We start from the raw sequence: 20039 nt of genomic DNA, 5'->3' as shown, positions 1-20039 counted from the left end.
ATAGACTATCCAGTTTAAACAACTGCCTTAATCTTTGAAAAACAATGTTTTGCAAGCCATTTTATTGGATAATTTTAAATTAACCTTCTAACCCCCTTAAGCACTATTTAAATTTATGCAGAAAAAATACTAATTTGCATGTATAAGATAATTTATATTCCTAAAGCAGTTACCTAAGTTTAGATAGTCTTATTTCTACCTTTTACTTCTTGAGCCATGTATCGGCATATATTTTTTCGGATTGTTCTTTTAGTTGTATTTAGCTTTACCTTAAGCTCCCGGGTTATCGGGCAAAATTTAACCAAGCAGGATTGGCCTTCGGGCGAAGTAGTTTTAGTTAATGGCGATACTTTAACCGGCGCAGTAAGTTATTATTTATCTAAAGAACTGATTCAGGTAACCGGCCGCGATGGTTTAATAAAAACATTCTCGCCGGTAAACGTGGTCTACTTCCGGGTTTTAAACGAACAGCGACAAGAATTTCAAACGTTCCGGCCTTTTCAATACGCCCCCAATCCGGAGGAACCTTATTTTAAAACACCCACTTTTTTTGAAGTAGTAACAGAAGGCAAGTATACTTTAGTAAAGCGTAGTAACTTCGTAGTCCGGAACCTGGACCCGATTGCTACTTACACGTCGCGGGGTAGATTTTACGAGCCTTGCCCGGTATTGCCCCAAAAAGCTGGCTTAAACAATTACCAGTTAGCCCAACTAAACGTTTTTTATTTACTTACCCCCGACGAACAGCTCATTCCGTTGCGCCACCCCAAGAAAAACCTCGAAAATTTGTACCAGGATAAATCGGCTTCCATGAAAGCATTTATCCGTCGACGTAATTTATCTTACAAAAACCCGGTAGCGCTTACGCACGTGGTGCAATACTTTAACCATTTATAGGCTGGCGAAGGCGTTTGTAAAAAAGCTAAAATTTAAAAATTCGGCGGTACTGGCTGGTTTATATAGAGCCAGGCAGGCAAATTTTTAAATTTTTCTTATTCCCATTCTTTCCAGATTTCGTGAAAAGCATCTAAGCATTCTTGTTTCAGGCTGGCCGGTAAGTCGGAGCCTTCGTTAAACCGGAACGATACCTGACCGGAAGCGGTGCTCAGCGCATAATGATTGTGCAACCGGTCGTGCGGTTCGGTTTCGTTTTGGGCTGGCCGGCTTTGGAAATAATCCTGGTGCTTTTCTTCAATTGCCGCCATAGCTGCTTCAAAAGCTTTGTTTTTTTGGGTGTATTCGTCGCCGTAAATAAATTCTGAGATATCCCGCATAAAATATCAAACTAGTTCCTGGAATACTCTAATACGGAAACGCCATTTAAAATATACACTTTCGCTTTATTTTATTCTTTACAGAAACCTACTTTCCTTTTCTACGATTTACCCGGAACAGGTAAAGTTTACTTTTTCATGATGCGTTCGCGGTGCTGCAAGCCCCAATTGCGTAATTCATCAAGTACTTTATCAAGGGAGCGGCTGTAAGGCGTAAGCTCATAAGTGACTGTAACAGGCGTAGTGGGATAAACCCGGCGGGTTACAAACTCATTCATTTCTAGTTCCCGTAGCTCTTTCGATAAAATCTTAGGGGTAATATCGCCCAGAGTCCGTTGAATTTCATTAAACCGTTGCGGCCCTTCCGATAACGTTAAGATTAAAGGCAGTTTCCATTTGCCCGATAAAACGTACAGGGCATCTTTTACGGCCATTACGCTTATTTTACAAGCGTGGCTACTTTGGACAATGGGTTGCTTTTCTGGTTCCATAATTAACGAGAAACTATCCTGAAGGATACTGGTATCCTTCAGGATAGTAGTATCTTTTACATAGTAAAGGTAAGTAGTTTTGTAAAAAAAAGATCATGAAAACACAAAAAATTACTTACTGGGCTACTACCGGGCTGGTGGCCTTGATGATGACCTTCTCGGCTTACGCGTATTTAACCGATGCTACCGTAAAACAAGGCTTTGTGCATTTAGGCTTTCCGGATTACTTCCGGGTGGAGTTAGCGATAGCCAAATTGATTGGGGCCATAACCCTACTGGCACCGGTACCCGCCCGCCTGAAAGAATGGGCTTACGCCGGATTTGTAATAAACTTTATTTCGGCGTTTATCGCGCACGTGGCTTCCGGCGACCCGTTAGCAAACTGCGTAGCTCCTTTATTATTTCTGGGCTTGTTATTGGTTTCTTATTTTATGTATCACCGTTTGTTAAAAATTGGCCAAACTCCATTCGCTGCCAACAAAACAACTTCCGGTTCGCGCTTTGCTTTATAATAATTGGCTACCATTCACTGCGCTTACTTACCCCAAAGCCCTTTGGTACCAAAGGGCTTTTGTTTTTTAGAAATTTGTTCTTCTGTAATAAAAAAAATGGGCCCGCCTTTACCCGGCTTTGCTGCTGATTCTTATAAAACCCCAATCATAAATTCTTTTTTGGGTATAATCATCTGTTTCGTACCAGATATCCAGCACGTAGGATGGCGTATAGTAAGACGTAGCAAATTCTTCCTGGTCGTTAATTAATTTATAATCTGTCACCATTTCGTAACCGGCGCTTAAGGTTTGCTCGTGAGCTTCTTCCTCATCGTCTAACTCTTCCAGAAACTGATTATAAACCTGGTGGTATTTCGTTGTAACCATTTCGTAGTAACGCTCCAGGGTAGATTCGCTAAAAGTTAAATAGCCATCTTCGTCTTTAATCCAGGTACCTTGTAATTCCATTTAATGGGTATGCTTTAAGCCAACAAATTTTAATAGCTTTCTACTTTTTTACTAATCCGGAAAACTAAATTTTTAAATTATTTCCTCGGTTTTAAGTTCTTTCGTTAGTTCGGCTTCAAATTCCGCTGCAATTAAATCATCTTTGCTTAACCAATAATCCGAAGTTAATAATGTATAGTGGTGGTTTCTGGTAGCTTTACAGATCAAATATTTCATAAACCAGTTATTTTAATTTTTGCTCCCGCTCAAATAAAAGTTATTGCTGGGATAGATTTAGTAAAAGACAAAATTGCTAATCTATGCTATTAAGTATAATGTAAAAATAAACACAGCTCAGCAAGCAATTTATTTATATTTTATTTATATTTATTTTAACATTCTATATATCTCAAAGACATATACCAACAAGGCCTGAGAAGCAATTATAGCTTAGTGAGCTTTGCAGTTGAATGTTTACTTTGCTGCATTTAGACCCCTCGTTCATAGAATTGCCCGGCACAACTTTTTAGGTAAGCTTTTATTTTTAACTGGTTGCCTGCTGCATTCTTTTACCCGATTTCTGGGAATATCTTCTATAATCCTGTTTAACTTAAATCAAAAAAACTACTATGATGACAACCGAACAAAGCCGCCAATTTATTTTAGAATACATTGGTGCCATCAGTAAAGATAAATCCGAAGCTGTACTGGATAAGTATATAGCTGACCCAGAATTAAAAGGCCATGTATTATTCTTTGAATCTGGTTTGCCGAACTATCAGCTTATTCCACAAGATATTATTGCGGATGGCAATAAAGTAACGATCCGGTTTTTATTAGAAGGCGAACACAAAGGCGATCTTTTTGGAATTGCTGCGACTGGCCGTAAAGTAAACATAGAGGGGATTATCATTTACGAAGTTGAAAATAACCAAATCATCAACCATTGGATGCACGCCGATGCCAATTCGCTGATGCAGCAGATTAGTAACGTGGAAGCAAACAGCCATTCCTGATTTTTTAAAATTTTATCTTTGGAACAACAGTTTTTAACACTTTTGTATTTCGCCAACAGCCAACCGAATTTAACTAAACAGCAAAAGCGTTCTGAGCCAGCAAATAAGAATTTACTTGGCTATCCCGAGTTTTACCTTCTTATTTTTAATTTTTTCGTTTTGCAGTTTTATAATCAGATCAGCAGCTTTCTTGCGGCTTACGGCGGCGAAGGTTACGTAATCTTGCAGGTAAATTAAACCTAGTTCGTCTTTTTGCAGATAACCTTTTTGCAACAGAAAACCCGCTACATCGCCTTTGCTGATTTTATCTTTTTTGCCGGCATTTAAATACAAGGTTTCCCAGGGGCTGGGTGGCGGTAACACCAACTTTACAGGCAACGATTCAGCGGGTAAGTTAGCGGGCAGATAAGACGGTTTCTCGTGGGGTTGCAACAATAAATAAGCCACGCCTTTGGCCTGCATGCGGGCCGTGCGGCCATTGCGGTGCAAATACGTTTCGGCGTTGGTTAACTCGTAATGGATTACGTTTTCTATTTCGGGAATATCTAGTCCGCGGGCGGCTAAATCGGTGCTGAGCAATAAATGGTACGTGCCGTTCCTAAATTTAAGTAAAGCGCGTTCCCGGTCGGGTTGCTCCAGGCCGCCGTGAAATATACCGTGGGCTAATTGCTTTTGAGTTAAAAATTGACTCAGTTCCTCAACGGCATCGCGCTGGTTACAAAAAACAATGGTTGGTTTATTGCTAATTTTGCAGAGCAACCGAAGTAAAGTACCGGGTTTATCGCTATCCGTAACCAGCACTGCTTTTACTTCTAAATCCGGTGCACTGGGGGTATCCTGCAGAAAGTTTATGGTTTGGGCATTTTGCATACCGGTAAACCGCGGTATCTGGGCCATAGCTGTGGCAGAAGTCAATAGCCTTCTAGTAATGTTGGGCAATTGACTAATAATAAACTGCATATCGACTTCAAACCCGTATTCCAAAGATTTATCGAATTCGTCGAGCACCAATGTATGCACCGTAGAGCTTGTTATGTTTTTTTCCCGCAGATGAAAAGCAATGCGGCCCGGAGTACCGATTAGTAAAGTGGGCGGGTGCGTTAAACTGCTGCGTTCGGAACGTGTGGCATGGCCGCCATAAAAGCATTTCACGCTAAAGCCGGTACCCATTTGCCGGAAAACCTGCTCTATTTGCAAGGCCAGTTCGCGGGTAGGCACCAGCACCAAAGCCTGGATACCCAGGGTATTGGGTTGCAACCGCTTTAACACGGGCAATAAAAACCCTAAAGTTTTACCCGAACCCGTTGGCGCCAGCAACACCATATCCTGTTGTTCCGAGGTAGCTAAAGCCGCTTCCTGCATGGGGTTTAAAGCCGTAATATTTAATTTTTCCAGTACAGGTTCGAGCATCATCTTGCGTTTATTCTGGCTAAAGATACGGGAAATAATGCTTTTTATAGGGAAGCGGTTAGTGAATTAGATGGAATGGCTGTTTTTTAAAAAAATTTAATTTAACGAAATAAAAACCAGCCCTGGCGTGCATAGCGCTTATTGCAAAAAATACCTAAAGGCACGTACTCAAATTTTCCCGGTTTAAATTCCCGTAACCCGGCTCAGGATCAAAACCAGACACCAAGTTAGCAGCTATCCAATATCTATATAAATCAATATTTAAAATTTAAGCTATAACAGTGATAATAAACGCATAAAGTAAAATTATTTTTTATTTATATTATAATAGTACAAAAATTTCTATACATTGTTAATGAAAATTATCTTCTAACCAAAACCACTATCACCATGAAATTTAAAGTAACAACATTGCTTTTCAGCCTTGGTTTACTAGTACTAACCGGCTGCCGCGAATTTTATGATTACCTGAATGCAGTGGACCCCAAACCCGTAACTACCAAAGAGTACGCCTCTAAGCTAAATGGCCCTATCGGCTTGGCGCTGGATGCAAACCAACAGCTATGGGTAACAGAAATTGGAACCGGGAAAGACGACGGGAAAGTATCGGTCTTTGATTCTTATGGAAAAAAACACGTGGTTATTGAGAAGTTTCCTTCATTTTTTGGCCCGGGTGGCCCCGAAGAGATTGTTGGCCTGAACCATTTGTTAGTAAAAGATGGAAAAGCTTATATTTTACACACCAATGGCATGCTCTACATTGCCGACATAAGCTCTTATAAAATGGGCGCCAAACCGGTAGCAGCGAGCACCCTCAAAAAAGAAGATATCGGTACTTTTGTAATGACTTATCCCTTTAAAGAAAAGCCCGAAGAATCTAATCCGTATAACTTAACAGTAGGCCCGGAAGATAACATTTACATTACCGATGCGGGTGCCAATGCGGTTATCCGCCGCACTCCGGCCGGCAAATTACACGTATTTACCACCTTTGCCGATATTAAAAACCCGACCTCAGTTGGCCCGCCCACTATTGATGCCGTACCTACCGGTATAGCCTTTAACCAACAACGCTTTTATGTTTCTACTTTAACCGGCTTTCCTTTCCCGACCGGAAAAGCCCGTATTTTTTCCGTCGACCGCTCAGGCAAAGTTTCGGTTTACCAGGATGGATTTACTACCATTACCGACATGACCTTAGACCCTACTTATAACCCAGTAGTAGTGGAACATGCCCAGTTTGGCGCACAAGGATTTACGCCTAATACCGGCAAAATAGTAGTAGCGGCAGATAACGGAAAAGCAAATTTTGGCTCGGCCTTAAACCAACCCACCGCCATTGTGCGCAGCGGCCCTTTAACTTATTACGTAAATAGCTTACCCGACGGCAAAATCTTTAAAGTAACCAACGAATAGCAGAAGTATTAACCATTAAAATGGATAGCACATTAGCTTAACTCCAAAATTGGAATTCGGCGGCTAGCATTTTTTAAATAAAACTAATTTTACTTATGCTCTACGTTTTACCCCCGCAATTTAATTTGTGAAAACAGCTAGTTTGGCGCTTACCAGTAGGAGGCGCCAAACATTTTACCAGTACAGTAGCCAATACCAAGCAGCTTTTATTTGCGTTTTACTTCTTTCAAAAAAATACATTTACAGTGTTTTCAATAGGCTTCTTATGGCTATTTATTTTCCGATTCTTGCTTATTTTTTAAAAAATACTGCACCAGCCAGCCCAAAAACACGGTGCTTAATATTATAATTACGGTTATTAAACCCGAATGCAGCGAATTAGAAAAGCTGCCCAGATAGCCATAGACCAAGGAAATAATTAAATGCCCAAGGGCCGAATACAGCAAAAAAGTTTTAAAAGACATGGCCGTAGTACCGGCCACAAACGATACCGCTTCAGATAAAATAGGCAAGGCTTTGGAAACCAGCAGGGCCATATTCCCATACTTCCGAAAAAAATTATTGCTGAAGGTTTTGTCCTGGGCCGAGAAAAACTTATCGAATAACGGATTAGCGCTCCGGCCCAAATAAAACCCCAACACCGATGAAACCAATGAACCCGCCCAGGAAACCAAGCTACCTCCCAGAAAACCTAATACTTTGCCATTTAAAATCATAAGCAGACTGGAGGGCACCGGCAACAACGTATCGAAAGCTAAAAAGCCTAAACTTAAAAAAGTAAAAGTAACCACCGATTGCTCCGAATGAACGTAGGTGGTTATCCTGTTTTCCAGGTCTCCGAACAACAGAAAGGTTATTATTATAAGGATACAGCAGCATAAGAATATATAAAGCAGTCGTTTCATTTAATTTCTTTAACAATGCAGCTTTCTCGCATAGCCACTTTATAGCTGTGATTTCATATTGAAGTTGTTTCATTGCTCAGGTTCTGTTCTTTTTGTCTTGATACAAAAAGAACCAAAAAAATCAAGACGCTAAAAACTCGCTGAACGCTCGAACAGTTTAGCGTCAATTTTTGCACCTGGAACGGCTACTTTTTGCATTGTTGGTTAGCAGAATTTTAAAATTTATAATTTTAAAAGGTGTTCGCAGTGAATAAGTCTTGTCATTCAGCAGGAATCTTTTTAGCTACGCAGCAATGGCGTTTCATTTAGTAATTGTTTTTTTCTGTTGTGGTTTTAAGCGAAATTTTTTAAAATTTACTACTTGCTGGTTTTGGTAAGTTTCAGCTCTTTTTTCATGGCCTCGGCTACCATGGGCGCTATTACTTGGTAGCCTTTATCCGAAGGGTGCAAGCCGTCGTAGGTCATGTCAATCGCTTCCGGTGGGTAAGGATATTCATCGGTTTCGGGATTGAAAGGCACGTCGATGAAACTGGGGTACGGGTAATTTTTGTATTGGCCGGTAGTGGGGTCTTTCAGGCGTTTAAACTTTACGAGGTTATCCAGCGTCATGCCGCTATCGTTGTATAAATCTACCACGGGTAATTTTTCGTGATTGCCAATTACGTGAATCGCTTCGGCAAAAGCAGCTAAAGATTGGCCGTTTTTGTCTTTATAAGAACCGTAAGCGTTATTTTGCAGGTTGCCGATGTACACAAAATCTACGCGCTGCATGGGCGTAATTAAAATAATGGGTGCTTTTTTGTTTAAGCTGCGTAGCTTATCAATAATGATGCGGTAAGAGCCGAAAAATGTGTTGTTGCCGGTGTTATTTTTATAATCCAGAAAAGTACCAATCGGCCGGCCCTGCCACCAATCATTCGTTCCCAGAAAAACAGAATAAACCTGGGCTTCCGTTAAATTTAAATTCTCGATTTCTTTGGCGATACCGGCGGCCGTCCAGCCATTATAGCCTTTGTTAATGTACTCCAAACCCGGAATTTGCTCTTTTACCAGGGTTAGGTAACCTTTAGTAATGCGGTTACCCGTTTCATTAGGATGGTCGTTCAGGTAGGTAATAGAATCGCCAATAGCTACCCAGGTAAGAGGTTTTGCAGCAAAAGCGCTTACTAATAAAAGTACAACAACAAGCAGGGATAATTTTTTCATAGGGTTTTGAAGAAAGCAGGTGGTTAAAGATACACGATAAGCTGAGCAATCACAAGACCGGGAGTGAACCACCAATTGACTCAATTTTTAAATATTTTATTATCTGGCCCGAAGCAAATCCAGGAATATTTAAAAATTTATTAATAACCTTTTAGCGCAGGCACGGGTTAGAAACAAGATAAACTATGAAAATCAACGAAATGGATAGCATCAACCAACAACAACCCGAAAAAAACCACCAGAATTTGCACGGCAGCCAGGCCGGTTTAAAGATTAAAGAATTAGCCGAGAAAGCGGATACTTGCTTTTTCTGTACCAAAATAACCACGGACCAACCACTCAAAGTACGCCCGATGTCTGTAAGAAAAGTAGACGAAGACGGTACTTTATACTTTTTAAGCGCTTCGGACAGCCACAAAAACGCCGACATTCAGGCTGACCCGAACGTACATTTATTGTTCCAAGGTTCAGAGCACAGCGATTTCCTGAGTGTTTTTGGCACCGCAACCATTGGCCGCGACCCGGAACAAATTAAAGAATTGTGGAACCCCATTGCAAAAACCTGGTTTACCGAAGGCGTAGACGATCCCAGAATTACGGTATTGCGCATTACGCCCACCGAGGGCTATTACTGGGACAACAAACACGGCAATACCGTAGCCTTTGCCAAAATCCTGGTAGGTTCCATCATCGGCCAAACCCTCGACGACTCCATTGAAGGCAAACTGAGCGTGTAAGAATTTTAAAAATTTAAATGATTCCGCCATGGCCAAGGTCTGTGTCTGCACAGGCCTTTTTTATTTCCTTGATTTTTGCCGGTGTCTGAGGTGTTGCGCTAAACCAGAAAACTCTCCGGATAATTTATCAACTTCTCCGTTTTATTGCCTTATTTTTGCCCCAAATTATATTCCCTCGCCTTAACCGCATGAAAGTTTTAACGGCTTCGCTGCAGCATTTTATCGTACAGAAATTACAAATTTCGAATCAGCAAGCTGTAGCCTTTATTCTGGATGGGCAGGTGCGGGTTAACGGCCAAAAAGGCCAACTCCGGCAAGCCATTCAGCCCGAAGATGAAGTAAGTTTTAAAGCCCAAATATTACAAACCCCAAAAATCTGGACCTACCTGGCCTATTATAAACCCCGGGGCATAGAAACCACCCTGAACCAGAATATAACCGATAACCTGGCGGCTATTTTAACCGTTGACCAAAAGGTTTTCCCGGTAGGGCGCTTAGATAAAGACTCTGAAGGTTTACTGCTGCTCACCGACCACGGTACGGTTTACGATAAAATTATTCACGCCGATAGCCACCAGGAAAAAGAATACCAGGTAACCGTAGATAAACCCTTAACCCCGGAAGCCTTGCAGCAGTTAGCCAGCGGCATTACAATTATGGGCAAAAAAACGCGTCCGGCCCGGGTGCAGCCGATAAACTTGCATACGTTTTCTATCACGCTAACGCAGGGTTTAAACCGCCAGATCCGGCGCATGTGTTATAAGTTGGGCTACCAGGTGCAGCAACTTATCCGCACCCGAATTATTAACATTCAACTGGGCAGATTACAACCAGGTGAATGGCGGCCTTTAACGCACCCAGAAATTCAGGAACTGCTGCAAACCGTAGCGCCGTTAGAGCGCAAAAAACACCTGTCAGCTACAAACCCGAAAAGCCCGGAATAGCATTTTTTAAAATTTTTACTTTTGGAGCAGGCACCTATCAGGCGTTTGTAAAAGCCAGATTTACCGCGTAAATACCAGCCCAACGATGTCCTTATTATAAAATTTAAACTTCCCTCCATCATACAAAAAGCCACAAAGAAGTTATTACGGCAATGGCTATGGGCAGCAGAAAACCCTTCAGGCAGGCGGCATTTCTTAATCAAAGCAATTCCCAGGTTTAAGGAATAACGTTTTCACGGGCAATTTGCCTGGCAGATTACGATTACGAAATAATATTAAGAAGCTGTTTAGTATTCTAAAAATTTAATAACGAAAAGTACTAATCAGAAGCATTTAGGAGAAGTATTTTGTGGAGCTATCCCGTTTTGGTGGTGGAGACACCCCCAAAGGCGAATGTTGTTTCTATTTTTATAAATACAGAACAGCTTACAAATAAAAAAGGCTGTGTAGCATTTTAAATAACATCGAAAACCGTCGCCATTGGTGGTGTCTTCACCACCAATTACCGAATATCGCACCAAAATACAGGTGGTAAGAACCTTTTGGGCTATTTTAATTGATAAACTTTAAAATACGAAACAGCTTCTAAATGGATGGATTGCTTACCTGTAGCTTTTATTAAAAAAATAACGAATGTTGCTTATCCTATCCCCCATGCGACTTACCAATTTTTAAAAATTCTCTTTTTTATTCCGGTACGAGGCAGTAAATTCTGAAATTAAACTAAATTTTAAGCAGGCGCTGTAAACCCGTAGGTTTCTTAAAGCCGATGTTTTAATATGCAGGGCAGCCTGAGCCCTGGTTGCATACCCGTTTGTTTACCCCAAAGCCGCGATTGTTTATGAAAAAAGTAATTTTGCTTTTACTTCTCCCGCTGCAACTACTGGCGCAAAAATTTACTCCTTCCGAAGTGAGCCGCTGGCAACAGCAGGCCAAACAAGTTACCATTATTCGCGATCATTTTGGCATTCCGCACATCTACGGCAACACAGATGCTGATGCCGTATTCGGGTTAATGTATGCGCAGTGCGAAGACGATTTTAAGCGGGTAGAGATGAATTACATCGAAAAACTGGGTCGTTTAGCCGAAGTAAAAGGCGAAGCTGAATTGTACAACGATTTACTCATCCGTTTACTTATCGATTCTACTGATGCCATTAACGATTATAACAAAGCCGAACCCTGGCTGAAGAAATTAATGAATGCTTACGCCGATGGCATTAATTATTACTTGCACCAAAATCCGCAGGTAAAACCTACTTTGCTGCACCGTTTTAAACCCTGGTACCCCCTGCTCTGGACCGACGGCAGCATTGGGGCCATAAATACCGCCGATGTTACTGTAACCGAACTAAAAAACTTTTACACCGGCTCCCAGGATTTTTCGAGCGCTACTTTAAAAAAACCGGAATTACCCAGTGGCTCCAACGGGTTTGCCTTTGCCCCCACCAAAACCGAATCGGGCAATGCTATTTTGTACATTAACCCGCACGTTACCTTCTACTTCCGGCCTGAAGTGCAGGTGCAAAGTAAAGAAGGTTTAAACGCGTATGGGGCCGTTACCTGGGGTCAGTTTTTTGTGTACCAGGGCTTTAACGACAACTGCGGCTGGATGCACACTTCCGGTAATACCGACGTGGCTGATTTGTACGAAGAAAAAATTGTAAAGAAAAATAATGGCTTATTTTATCAATACAATAACACCTTAAAGCCAGTTACCCAGAAAAAAATTACTTTGCGTTACCGCGACGGCGATGCGCTGAAAACCAAAATAATTAATGCGTATTACACCCACCACGGTCCAATAATGGCGCAACGCAACGGCAAATGGCTCAGTTTAAAATCCTATAATCGATCCATGACGAGTTTAATTCAAAGCTGGCAACGCACCAAAGCTAAAAGTTTTGCCGACTACAAAAAAGCCATGGATTTAAAAGCCAATACCTCCAACAACACCGTGTACGCCGACGCCGAAGGCAACATTGCGTACTGGCACGGCAACTACATTCCAGTCCGGGATACTAAGCTCGATTGGTCGAAACCTGTGGATGGCAGTATCGCCGCTACCGAATACAAAGGATTACATAAAGTAGATGAAACGGTACACCTCTATAACCCAACTAGCGGCTGGATTCAGAATTGCAACTCCACGCCTTTTACAGCCGCTGGTTCCAGCAGCCCCAAAAAAGAAAACTACCCGGCCTACATGGCTCCGGATGGCGAAAACTTCCGGGGCATTAACGCGGTAAATATTTTTAAAAATAGTGGCAAATACACCCTGGATAAAGTCATTGTCGACGCATATAACACCCACCTCTCCGCTTTTGATGTGCTGCTACCCGCTTTGCTGAAGGCCTACGAAGCCAATAAAGCTAATGCCACTTACCAACCTTTGGCGGAACCCATGAAACTCCTCGCTGCCTGGGACCGCAATTCTTCGGAAACTTCGGTGGCGACTACGCTGGCTATTGAATGGGCTCAGAAACTGAGTCCGGCCATCCGGCAGGTGTACATCGATCAGGGCGAAGCCGACCAGGTGCAGAAAACCCAAGGCTTTGCCCAAACCGCTACGGCCGAACAATTACTAACGCCCTTGTTAGAGGTAAAACAAGAACTGCAAACAAAATTCGGGAAGTGGGAAGTACCCTGGGGCGACATTAACCGCTACCAACGCCTTTCCGGCGATCTGGACCTGCAATACAGTGACACGGAGCCTAGCTTACCGAGTGGCTTTGCGCATTCTGCCTGGGGCTGCTTGCCCTCGTTTGTGAGCCGCACTTACCCGGGAACTAATAAACGGTACGGTTACAACGGCAACAGTTTTGTGTGTGCCGTAGAATTTGGCCAAAGAATAAAAGCCAAATCTTTACTGGCTGGTGGCAACAGCGGCGACCCTGCTTCCAAACACTTTAACGATCAGGCGGAAATGTACACCAAAGGTCAATTTAAAGAGGTGCTATTTTACCGGGAAGACGTAGAAAAACACGCCGAGAAAACGTACCACCCCGGCGAGTAAGCATCCAAATTTTAAATTTTTAAAAAATTGCTTTACTTAGAAACACCTCCAGGGCCGTAACTTACTGATTTTAAATCCTCCTTAACTTGTTTTGTTGCGTATAAGAAGTTTTCATTGGATTAACTAACCAAATAAATATCCTATGCTGCGAGAACTAGACGAAAAAGAAAACATTGAATTTCTTAGAAAAAAATCGTTTGGCCGGATTGGTTGTACCGATGGCGATAATGTTTACATCGTGCCCCTGAATTATCAGTACGAAGACAACAGTATTGTGTGCTATTCGCTGGAGGGCTTAAAAATAGACATTATGCGCAAACACCCTACGGTATGTTTTGAGGTAGATGAAGTTATTGATTCTAACAACTGGAAAAGTGTGGTTATTAACGGCCGCTTTGAAGAAATTACCGATAAAGCCGAATTGGATTTATTGCGACCCCGCTACAACGAATATTTTCTCCGGAAAAGAACTTCTCTTGCTTCATCCGGCCAGGCACAAGACGCAAACAACCTTCAGGATATAAAGTTAGTCCAATCCGACCAGGTATTTTACCGCATCCGGTTTACCAAAATTACCGGTCGCCTCGAAACTGATTTTATTTAATTGCCTGTAAAGCTAAGTCCCGATTGTTGCATGGGAATAGTAAAATAGGGCTGCTTCATCAAAAATTAATTAATGACCATCACAAAGCTGGCGCGAGTGTCCACGTTCGTGCCTACTATCTGGTAGCCCTCTGGCCGGGCGAGCGGATATACTTTCATTAGAAGCCAATCAGCAACAAGGCACTACCGGCCAGAGGCCGGACGATGGGCATCACGAGCGAAGACGTTCGCGATAGATAATTTGCCAGCCCAACTACTTTATTCGAAAATAGACATAAAAAAAGTGGTGCCAGAAAAAAACCAACACCACTTCTAAATTTTTAAAAATTTATATTTTACAGCGACTGCATTTTCTTTACCAACTGGGTATAATTAGAAGCCGCATTAAATTTCTCGGACCAGGTATTTAAAGCTTCGTTGCGTTTGCGCAAATAATCCGGATCGGGTTTGGCCAGTAAATCCGCAATAATCTGGGTGTCGAAATCTTTCGGAATTAAATGGCCGTTGGTGGCATTTACAATTTCGTAAGTTGCTCCCCCATCGGTAGCAATAGCCGGTATGCCAAACGAAAACGCTTCCATGATACTTACCGGAATACCTTCGCCGGTACTTACGTTAATAAACCAATCTACGTAATTATCCTGGTAAAACTGGTATAACTGCGCTTGCGATACCGGTCCGTGCAGGTTTACCGTCACGTTTTTGCCTACTTTTTTTACAATATCCTGAATTTTACCCATTTCGGTACCGCCCCCAAAGTGGTGCCATTCTATCGCTTTAGTGCCCTGGTATTTAGTAAGCGCTTCGGCAATTAAATGCACGCGTTTGCGCGGCTCTAAATGGCTACAGGAAACAATGCGCACCACCTCGCTATCTTTAACCGTGCAGTATTCCGCGGTGTTATCAATACCTAAGTGGTTAACAAATATTTTGCTTTTGTCTATTTTGTAAAAATCCTGCAAAATAGAAGAGATGTTGTTGGAAATAGGCAGCAACAAATCAGCGGAACTGTAGATGTTAGACCGCACCGGCATGTAGCCGTTAAACCGGTCCAGGTAAAAATCGCCGAAGTGCATGCGCACAATTTTTTTGTAGGGCTTTAATAAATTGCTAGCAAATACCGGGGCATTAGCCCAGTAGGTATACAGCAAAGCGTCTTTGTCTAAACCTTTAAGCAATTTTTCAATTTTAGGATACGAAATCCGGTGAATGAGCAAGGTGTTTACCCACTGGCTAATTGCCGCTTTAGAGCTATATGCTTTGTTCTTGAGTAAATCCTTGATAAACATGCCCATGGAGGTGCCGTTAAAAATACCTTCGGTAAACCGGGCTTGCTTGCCCGAAGGCACCAAAGGATCTTTTATCACCACCACATTGGCCGGAATATTTCTTTTGGCGTGGGTTTTATAAGGATTATAAGTAGGCTGAATGTAAACGGTTTTAAACTCCTTGGCTAAGTATTGCAGTTCGTTCTCGAAGTAAGTTTCGCGGGTTCCGTAGGGATACGAACTGGTAAAGCAAACTAAGGTTTGGTGTTTATGTTCCATAAAGGCGATTTCTGAGTAGAATAGTTACTGTATTTAAACTTATGTTTGTTAGTTAACTGATTTAGAATTTAGCTGAAGCAACATGATTGCTCCTCCAGATTAATCTTTAAAAGTGCACTAGCAAATACAGTACTTAAAATTTTAAAAATTAACATTTTGCGCAAAGGTATAAATATTTTTTGAATACTATATACCTAAAATTATGTAATTTCCAGATTTATTACAGTTCTTTTGAATAGCAATTAACATTTCTGGTAAATTTTAAAAATCTTTTCAACTGGCTGGCTGGTTAACTAAAATCCAGATGAAACTTACCCATAGCCATTTCAGCAATACCCAACTTACTACTGCCCATGCCCGGATTAACTTTACTCTGATTTTATATTTTAACATAACAAGCCTTATTGCGGTTTTACACTAAATAGTGGCAGTGCAATCACCAATCTTAAGGCTGTATTTAGACCTTGCTTAAAATGCGAAAATACTTCTTAGTTAAATAAGCCCAGCAAGTCTTGCTTCGACAGATTTTTTAAAAAAGTATTCTCCTTACTAATTACGTCTTTCACCAGTTCTTTTTTGGCTTCCTGCAATTTTAAAATTTTCTCTTCCACGGTGTCCGGGCAAATGAGCCGCACGGCTACTACTTTTTTGGTTTGCCCAATACGGTAAGTGCGGTCGATGGCCTGATTTTCTACGGCGGGGTTCCACCAGGGGTCTACGAGGTACACGTAATCGGCGCGGGTTAAATTAAGCCCGGTGCCGCCGGCTTTTAAGCTGATTAAAAACACACGAATGTTTTCATCATCCTGAAAAGCATTAACGGCCCCGGCCCGGTCGGTGGTTTGGCCCGTAAGCAGGGCATACGGTATTTGGCGGCGGCTCAGCTCTTTCTGAATAAACTCCAGCATGGTAACAAACTGCGAAAACACCAGAATTTTATGGTAAGGCGCTTTGTTTTCGATTTGTTCCAACAAGGTTTCCATTTTAGCCGAAGCTTGTACGTTATAATCGCCGTCGGGCAATAAAGCCGGGGAATCGCAGATTTGCCGCAGTTTGGTAAGGCCCCGCAACACATGCATGGGGTTCTTTTTAATTTCATCTTCTTCCTGCGCCGAAATATACTCGCGGATTTCTCTTTCGGAGGCTTCGTACACGCGTCGTTGTTCCAGGCCCATCTGACAGTAAATGACCATTTCGGTTTTGTCGGGCAGTTCCGGGGCTACCTGTTCTTTGGTGCGCCGCAAAATAAACGGACTTACTTTGCGTTGCAGTTCGGCGGCACGCTTGCTGTCTTTAAACTTATCGATGGGCGTAGAATAATGGTCGCGGAAATAACGTTGGTTACCTAATAAACCCGGGCAGGCAAAGGATAATTGCCCGTACAAATCAAAGGTATTGTTTTCGACGGGTGTACCGGTTAGTACCAGCTTATTTCGCGATTGCAGCAAACGCACCGCGCGGTACCGCTCCGTTTCCGGGTTTTTAATATTCTGCGACTCATCCAGAATAATGTAATTGAAAACATATTCTTTGAATACCTGAATATCGGATACCAAGGTGCCGTACGAAGTCAGGACAATTTCAGAATTTTTAAAATTTTCTGGTTTTTTAATCCTAGTAGCGCCGTAGCTGGTTGTTACTTTTAAATCGGGGGCAAAGCGGGCGATTTCTTCCTGCCAGTTAAACAGCAACGAGGTGGGCACCACCACCAGGTTGGTATTATTTTTTGTTTTGCCGCGTTGCGTTAAGATAAAAGCAATTACTTGTACCGTTTTACCCAAACCCATGTCGTCGGCCAAACAGCCGCCAAAGTTAAACTGATCCAGGAAAGTAAGCCAGTTCAGGCCTTGCTTCTGGTAATCGCGTAAAGTGGCGTGTAAACCAGCGGGTACCGGGGTTTCCGGCAGACCAGTAAAATCAGCTAGTTTTTCCTGGTACAAGGCCAGTTCGCTCCTAACTTCCCGCGAAAGCACTTCGGTGGCATATAGCTCGGCAATGGCGGTAAAGTTTGTTTTGGGCGTACGCAGGGTTTCGCCCGAAACTTCGCCAGCTTCAAAATAAGGGGTCAGTTTTGTCAGCCATTCTTCGGGCAACAGGCCCTGGGTACCATCGTCCAGGGTAACAAAACGATTTTTGTTCCGGATGGATTTGTGCAGGTATTTCAGCGGCACTTTGTTTTTGCCGAAGCGCACATCCACGGTAGTATCGAACCAATTAATGCCGCTGGTTACCAGAATATTTAACCTGGCTTTATGCGGATTTAAATTGTTATTTTTTAATTCTTTAAAACCCAGAATGGTAATACCAGCTTGCTGCCAGACATCAAAAGCCTCCAGAAACCAGCCATCCAGCAAAAAGCGGTCGCGGTGCAGGTAAAAGCAATCCAGGTGCAGTTGCTCGTAAAAATACGGATGTTGTTTTAAAATGGCTGCTGTCAGGTTATCTTCTGCTTCTTCGTCGCGGGATAAAGTAAAAGCATTACCGCGGGCATCGGTGGCGTAAATTTGCTGCCGCGATTTTACCGGAATCTCTAACGGCCCGTAGCGCATCACCGGCGTAATTAAAATAAAATCTTCGGAGTCGGATAAATAAATAATGGGTTCGCGGGTTTCGTCGAAACCGTAATCCACAATTTGCTTTTCGGTGGCCGGTTTTACGTACGAGTAATTTACCCGGATTTTACTTTCCAGGTTAGCCAGCACGGTTTCCCGGAATTCGGCGAATTTTGATTCATGCACAATAATCTTGTGGTCCCGTTTTTTAAAAAACTGAATAATCCGCAACACATCCGGGTTCTGAAAAAAATACAAAGTGTGCTTTATCTGAATAAAATACTCGTGCCGGATTTCCAGCTTAGGCAGCATAAATTTCTGTTCTTCCAGAATCAGGCTGCCGGTTATCTGGTAAAAATGATCTTGCAAGTGCACGTCCAGCTCCAGGTTTGCCGGTAAATTTTGCACCCGCAAAGGCACCAAGGCACCCGCGGTAATAGTATCGGTTTGTTTTTTTAAATTTTGGCCATAGAAACTCAGCTTTAGTGGGTTGCGAACCAAAGCTTTCAGGGCTTCCCAATCAGATTCGGCGGGAGTAGTGTGGTAATTATTTTGAAATTTAGAAATGGCCGAGTAAAATTTAATTTCTTCGGGATTATCCGTCAGCCAGATTAAATCGGCGGGCGAGATAACCTGCAAAGGGTTTTTAATTTTACCTTCCTGGCTCACGGTGGCCTGGTATAGCTCCAGGTACAAATGCCGGTACTGTTTATGCGCCGAAAGTACCACAATCAATCTAGTACTTTCTTTCGGGGTTTGCCCTGAAACTACCGGTAATTTTGGTTTGAGTAAAAGTGCTTCGGATAAGTAAGCCTGGGTTTCGGCGTTAAGTGGCAGTAATTCTTTCTGACGCGGCTTTACCACAATGCTTTTATTAACATACTCCAGAGTAAAATACGCATCCAGGTTTTTTGCTTCGGCGAGGCCGTAATCTTTGGCCACCGGTAAAATTTTATCGCGTCGCAATTTTTCATCAAAAAACACCCGGAACTCGGGCCGCAACATTACGGCCTGTAAAACCTGCGCTTGGTGCGGACAAAGCTGCGTTTTTACTGCCCCACACGGGCACGATAACCATATAGCGTGCTCTAGCTGCACCACATTTACTTCCGGCCCAGGATTAAAGCCGGTGCCAATAGTAAATAAACCTTGGTTTAAGTCGAGAAAGCTAGGATACACCTGGTACGAAGACCCCATTACCGTTAGGGTTTCGGCGGAAGTGTGTTTTACCAGATCGTGGTAAGCAATAGTTGTAATGCGTTGGCCATCTACCAGATACTCGTGTTTTGCGTTTCTGTTCCCCGCTATAATCCCGCTCGCTGCCATTGTTTGTAGTTTCCTCCCCGAAAGTTAAGGAGAAAGTTTTTATTTTTAAGAAAGTGGGTAGCAGGCAGTTTTACTTTCAATTTTTAATTTCTCCAGTTTAAAGTAGCATTGGCCTACGAAGAACTTTTTGCGCTTAATAAAAGCTATTGATTTTTGTTGGTGCGTTTGGAGGGGCACTTGGTGCAACACTAGAATAAAGAAAATTTAGAAATTAACATTATTTCTCATAAATCAACCACCCCTATCCCTCCAAAGGGGAACTTGTACGTTTTCCATTTTTTTAAACGAGCGCGAGCCAGCTAAGGGGGCACCAAAGTGGAGCAGCTTCGCAAAATTTTAAAAATTTCAAACTCTGCCAAGTTCCAAACAAACAACTGTTGCTAAGTGCAACTAAGGCCCTGAACAATCTATGAATCAAAATAGAATTAAGCATCCACCTATTCTTATATTCCCGGAATAATTACATCTATTTCTCTACTTTTAAGAAGGAGCCGCAGAAAGCAAGGAAATCACCGCAGTAATTACCGCTGCTCTACCAACAAGAACTTTTACCATGCTTTCCGTAATCATAATTAGAATTAAGGCGAGAAATGCTTTAATTATTTCGTACCTTTACTTATTATCCCACCACTAGCGGGCCGTATGACGCACATATTGT

General features: G+C 42.4%; 17 protein-coding genes. 8 read left to right on the top strand and 9 right to left on the bottom strand.

From position 1 onward, the window contains the following. The first annotated feature begins 216 nt into the window (after positions 1–216). The gene (locus HUW51_RS15015; protein ID WP_185270451.1) at positions 217–897 is read left to right on the top strand and encodes a hypothetical protein; all 681 of its coding nucleotides are present in this window, start codon (positions 217–219) and stop codon (positions 895–897) included. A gap of 95 nt (positions 898–992) precedes the next feature. Here the strand turns inward: HUW51_RS15015 and HUW51_RS15010 are convergent, their stop codons facing one another. Together HUW51_RS15010 and HUW51_RS15005 are read right to left on the bottom strand one after the other, a co-directional pair. Next, positions 993–1274, bottom strand: coding sequence for a hypothetical protein (locus HUW51_RS15010; RefSeq protein WP_185270450.1), 282 nt, complete (start codon positions 1272–1274; stop codon positions 993–995). Between the two features lie 128 nt (positions 1275–1402). Beyond that, positions 1403–1765, bottom strand: coding sequence for a winged helix-turn-helix transcriptional regulator (locus tag HUW51_RS15005; protein WP_185270449.1), 363 nt, complete (start codon positions 1763–1765; stop codon positions 1403–1405). 95 nt (positions 1766–1860) lie between these two features. Between HUW51_RS15005 and HUW51_RS15000 the strand changes: the two genes are divergently transcribed. Further along, entirely contained in the window at positions 1861–2277 is a 417-nt protein-coding gene (locus HUW51_RS15000; RefSeq protein WP_185270448.1) for a DoxX family protein, read from the top strand. Between the two features lie 108 nt (positions 2278–2385). Here the strand turns inward: HUW51_RS15000 and HUW51_RS14995 are convergent, their stop codons facing one another. Together HUW51_RS14995 and HUW51_RS14990 are read right to left on the bottom strand one after the other, a co-directional pair. Continuing rightward, positions 2386–2724, bottom strand: a complete 339-nt coding sequence (locus HUW51_RS14995; RefSeq protein WP_185270447.1) for a hypothetical protein — start codon at positions 2722–2724, stop codon at positions 2386–2388. Positions 2725–2796: 72 nt separating this feature from the next. Beyond that, positions 2797–2940 (bottom strand): hypothetical protein, encoded by a 144-nt coding sequence (locus HUW51_RS14990; RefSeq protein ID WP_185270446.1) that lies wholly within the window; start codon positions 2938–2940, stop codon positions 2797–2799. Positions 2941–3332: 392 nt separating this feature from the next. Between HUW51_RS14990 and HUW51_RS14985 the strand changes: the two genes are divergently transcribed. Continuing rightward, positions 3333–3719, top strand: a complete 387-nt coding sequence (locus HUW51_RS14985) for an ester cyclase (protein ID WP_185270445.1) — start codon at positions 3333–3335, stop codon at positions 3717–3719. Positions 3720–3830: 111 nt separating this feature from the next. Here the strand turns inward: HUW51_RS14985 and HUW51_RS14980 are convergent, their stop codons facing one another. Further along, a complete protein-coding gene (locus tag HUW51_RS14980; RefSeq protein ID WP_185270444.1) occupies positions 3831–5132 on the bottom strand; it encodes a DEAD/DEAH box helicase in 1302 nt (433 codons plus the stop codon). A 387-nt stretch (positions 5133–5519) separates the two neighbouring features. On the opposite strand from HUW51_RS14980, the gene HUW51_RS14975 reads away from it, so the two are divergent. Next, positions 5520–6545, top strand: a complete 1026-nt coding sequence (locus HUW51_RS14975; protein WP_185270443.1) for a ScyD/ScyE family protein — start codon at positions 5520–5522, stop codon at positions 6543–6545. 269 nt (positions 6546–6814) lie between these two features. Here the strand turns inward: HUW51_RS14975 and HUW51_RS14970 are convergent, their stop codons facing one another. After that, positions 6815–7450 carry a TVP38/TMEM64 family protein gene (locus tag HUW51_RS14970; RefSeq protein WP_185270442.1) on the bottom strand — a complete coding sequence of 212 codons (636 nt, stop codon included), beginning with the start codon at positions 7448–7450 and terminating at the stop codon, positions 6815–6817. A 357-nt stretch (positions 7451–7807) separates the two neighbouring features. Then, on the bottom strand, positions 7808–8656 hold the full coding sequence (locus HUW51_RS14965) for an SGNH/GDSL hydrolase family protein (protein WP_185270441.1): 849 nt from the start codon (positions 8654–8656) through the stop codon (positions 7808–7810). A gap of 185 nt (positions 8657–8841) precedes the next feature. Here HUW51_RS14965 and HUW51_RS14960 point away from each other — a divergent pair, with 185 nt between their 5' ends. From HUW51_RS14960 to HUW51_RS14945, 4 genes are all read left to right on the top strand, one after another. Then, positions 8842–9393: a pyridoxamine 5'-phosphate oxidase family protein gene (locus HUW51_RS14960; protein WP_317175604.1), complete on the top strand. Its 552-nt coding sequence runs from the start codon at positions 8842–8844 to the stop codon at positions 9391–9393. Positions 9394–9581: 188 nt separating this feature from the next. Then, entirely contained in the window at positions 9582–10337 is a 756-nt protein-coding gene (locus HUW51_RS14955; RefSeq protein WP_185270440.1) for a pseudouridine synthase, read from the top strand. An 841-nt stretch (positions 10338–11178) separates the two neighbouring features. After that, the gene (locus HUW51_RS14950) at positions 11179–13353 is read left to right on the top strand and encodes a penicillin acylase family protein (protein WP_185270439.1); all 2175 of its coding nucleotides are present in this window, start codon (positions 11179–11181) and stop codon (positions 13351–13353) included. A 142-nt stretch (positions 13354–13495) separates the two neighbouring features. Further along, the gene (locus HUW51_RS14945) at positions 13496–13957 is read left to right on the top strand and encodes a pyridoxamine 5'-phosphate oxidase family protein (protein WP_185270438.1); all 462 of its coding nucleotides are present in this window, start codon (positions 13496–13498) and stop codon (positions 13955–13957) included. Between the two features lie 334 nt (positions 13958–14291). Here the strand turns inward: HUW51_RS14945 and HUW51_RS14940 are convergent, their stop codons facing one another. Together HUW51_RS14940 and HUW51_RS14935 are read right to left on the bottom strand one after the other, a co-directional pair. After that, entirely contained in the window at positions 14292–15503 is a 1212-nt protein-coding gene (locus tag HUW51_RS14940; RefSeq protein WP_185270437.1) for a glycosyltransferase, read from the bottom strand. A 488-nt stretch (positions 15504–15991) separates the two neighbouring features. Next, the gene (locus HUW51_RS14935) at positions 15992–19381 is read right to left on the bottom strand and encodes a DEAD/DEAH box helicase (protein WP_185270436.1); all 3390 of its coding nucleotides are present in this window, start codon (positions 19379–19381) and stop codon (positions 15992–15994) included. Positions 19382–20039: the final 658 nt, after the last annotated feature.

It is taken from the genome of Adhaeribacter swui, from assembly GCF_014217805.1.
Lineage (GTDB): Bacteria > Bacteroidota > Bacteroidia > Cytophagales > Hymenobacteraceae > Adhaeribacter > Adhaeribacter swui.
The sequence above is the reverse complement of the archived record's forward strand: the minus strand, read 5'-3'. Positions and strand labels throughout refer to the sequence as shown.

Coding starts and splice junctions, on each gene's coding strand:
- HUW51_RS15015 (WP_185270451.1), top strand. CDS start 217: ATGTATCGGCATATATTTTTTCGGATTGTTCTTTTAGTTGTATTTAGC.
- HUW51_RS15010 (WP_185270450.1), bottom strand. CDS start 1,274: ATGCGGGATATCTCAGAATTTATTTACGGCGACGAATACACCCAAAAA.
- HUW51_RS15005 (WP_185270449.1), bottom strand. CDS start 1,765: ATGGAACCAGAAAAGCAACCCATTGTCCAAAGTAGCCACGCTTGTAAA.
- HUW51_RS15000 (WP_185270448.1), top strand. CDS start 1,861: ATGAAAACACAAAAAATTACTTACTGGGCTACTACCGGGCTGGTGGCC.
- HUW51_RS14995 (WP_185270447.1), bottom strand. CDS start 2,724: ATGGAATTACAAGGTACCTGGATTAAAGACGAAGATGGCTATTTAACT.
- HUW51_RS14990 (WP_185270446.1), bottom strand. CDS start 2,940: ATGAAATATTTGATCTGTAAAGCTACCAGAAACCACCACTATACATTA.
- HUW51_RS14985 (WP_185270445.1), top strand. CDS start 3,333: ATGATGACAACCGAACAAAGCCGCCAATTTATTTTAGAATACATTGGT.
- HUW51_RS14980 (WP_185270444.1), bottom strand. CDS start 5,132: ATGATGCTCGAACCTGTACTGGAAAAATTAAATATTACGGCTTTAAAC.
- HUW51_RS14975 (WP_185270443.1), top strand. CDS start 5,520: ATGAAATTTAAAGTAACAACATTGCTTTTCAGCCTTGGTTTACTAGTA.
- HUW51_RS14970 (WP_185270442.1), bottom strand. CDS start 7,450: ATGAAACGACTGCTTTATATATTCTTATGCTGCTGTATCCTTATAATA.
- HUW51_RS14965 (WP_185270441.1), bottom strand. CDS start 8,656: ATGAAAAAATTATCCCTGCTTGTTGTTGTACTTTTATTAGTAAGCGCT.
- HUW51_RS14960 (WP_317175604.1), top strand. CDS start 8,842: ATGAAAATCAACGAAATGGATAGCATCAACCAACAACAACCCGAAAAA.
- HUW51_RS14955 (WP_185270440.1), top strand. CDS start 9,582: ATGAAAGTTTTAACGGCTTCGCTGCAGCATTTTATCGTACAGAAATTA.
- HUW51_RS14950 (WP_185270439.1), top strand. CDS start 11,179: ATGAAAAAAGTAATTTTGCTTTTACTTCTCCCGCTGCAACTACTGGCG.
- HUW51_RS14945 (WP_185270438.1), top strand. CDS start 13,496: ATGCTGCGAGAACTAGACGAAAAAGAAAACATTGAATTTCTTAGAAAA.
- HUW51_RS14940 (WP_185270437.1), bottom strand. CDS start 15,503: ATGGAACATAAACACCAAACCTTAGTTTGCTTTACCAGTTCGTATCCC.
- HUW51_RS14935 (WP_185270436.1), bottom strand. CDS start 19,381: ATGGCAGCGAGCGGGATTATAGCGGGGAACAGAAACGCAAAACACGAG.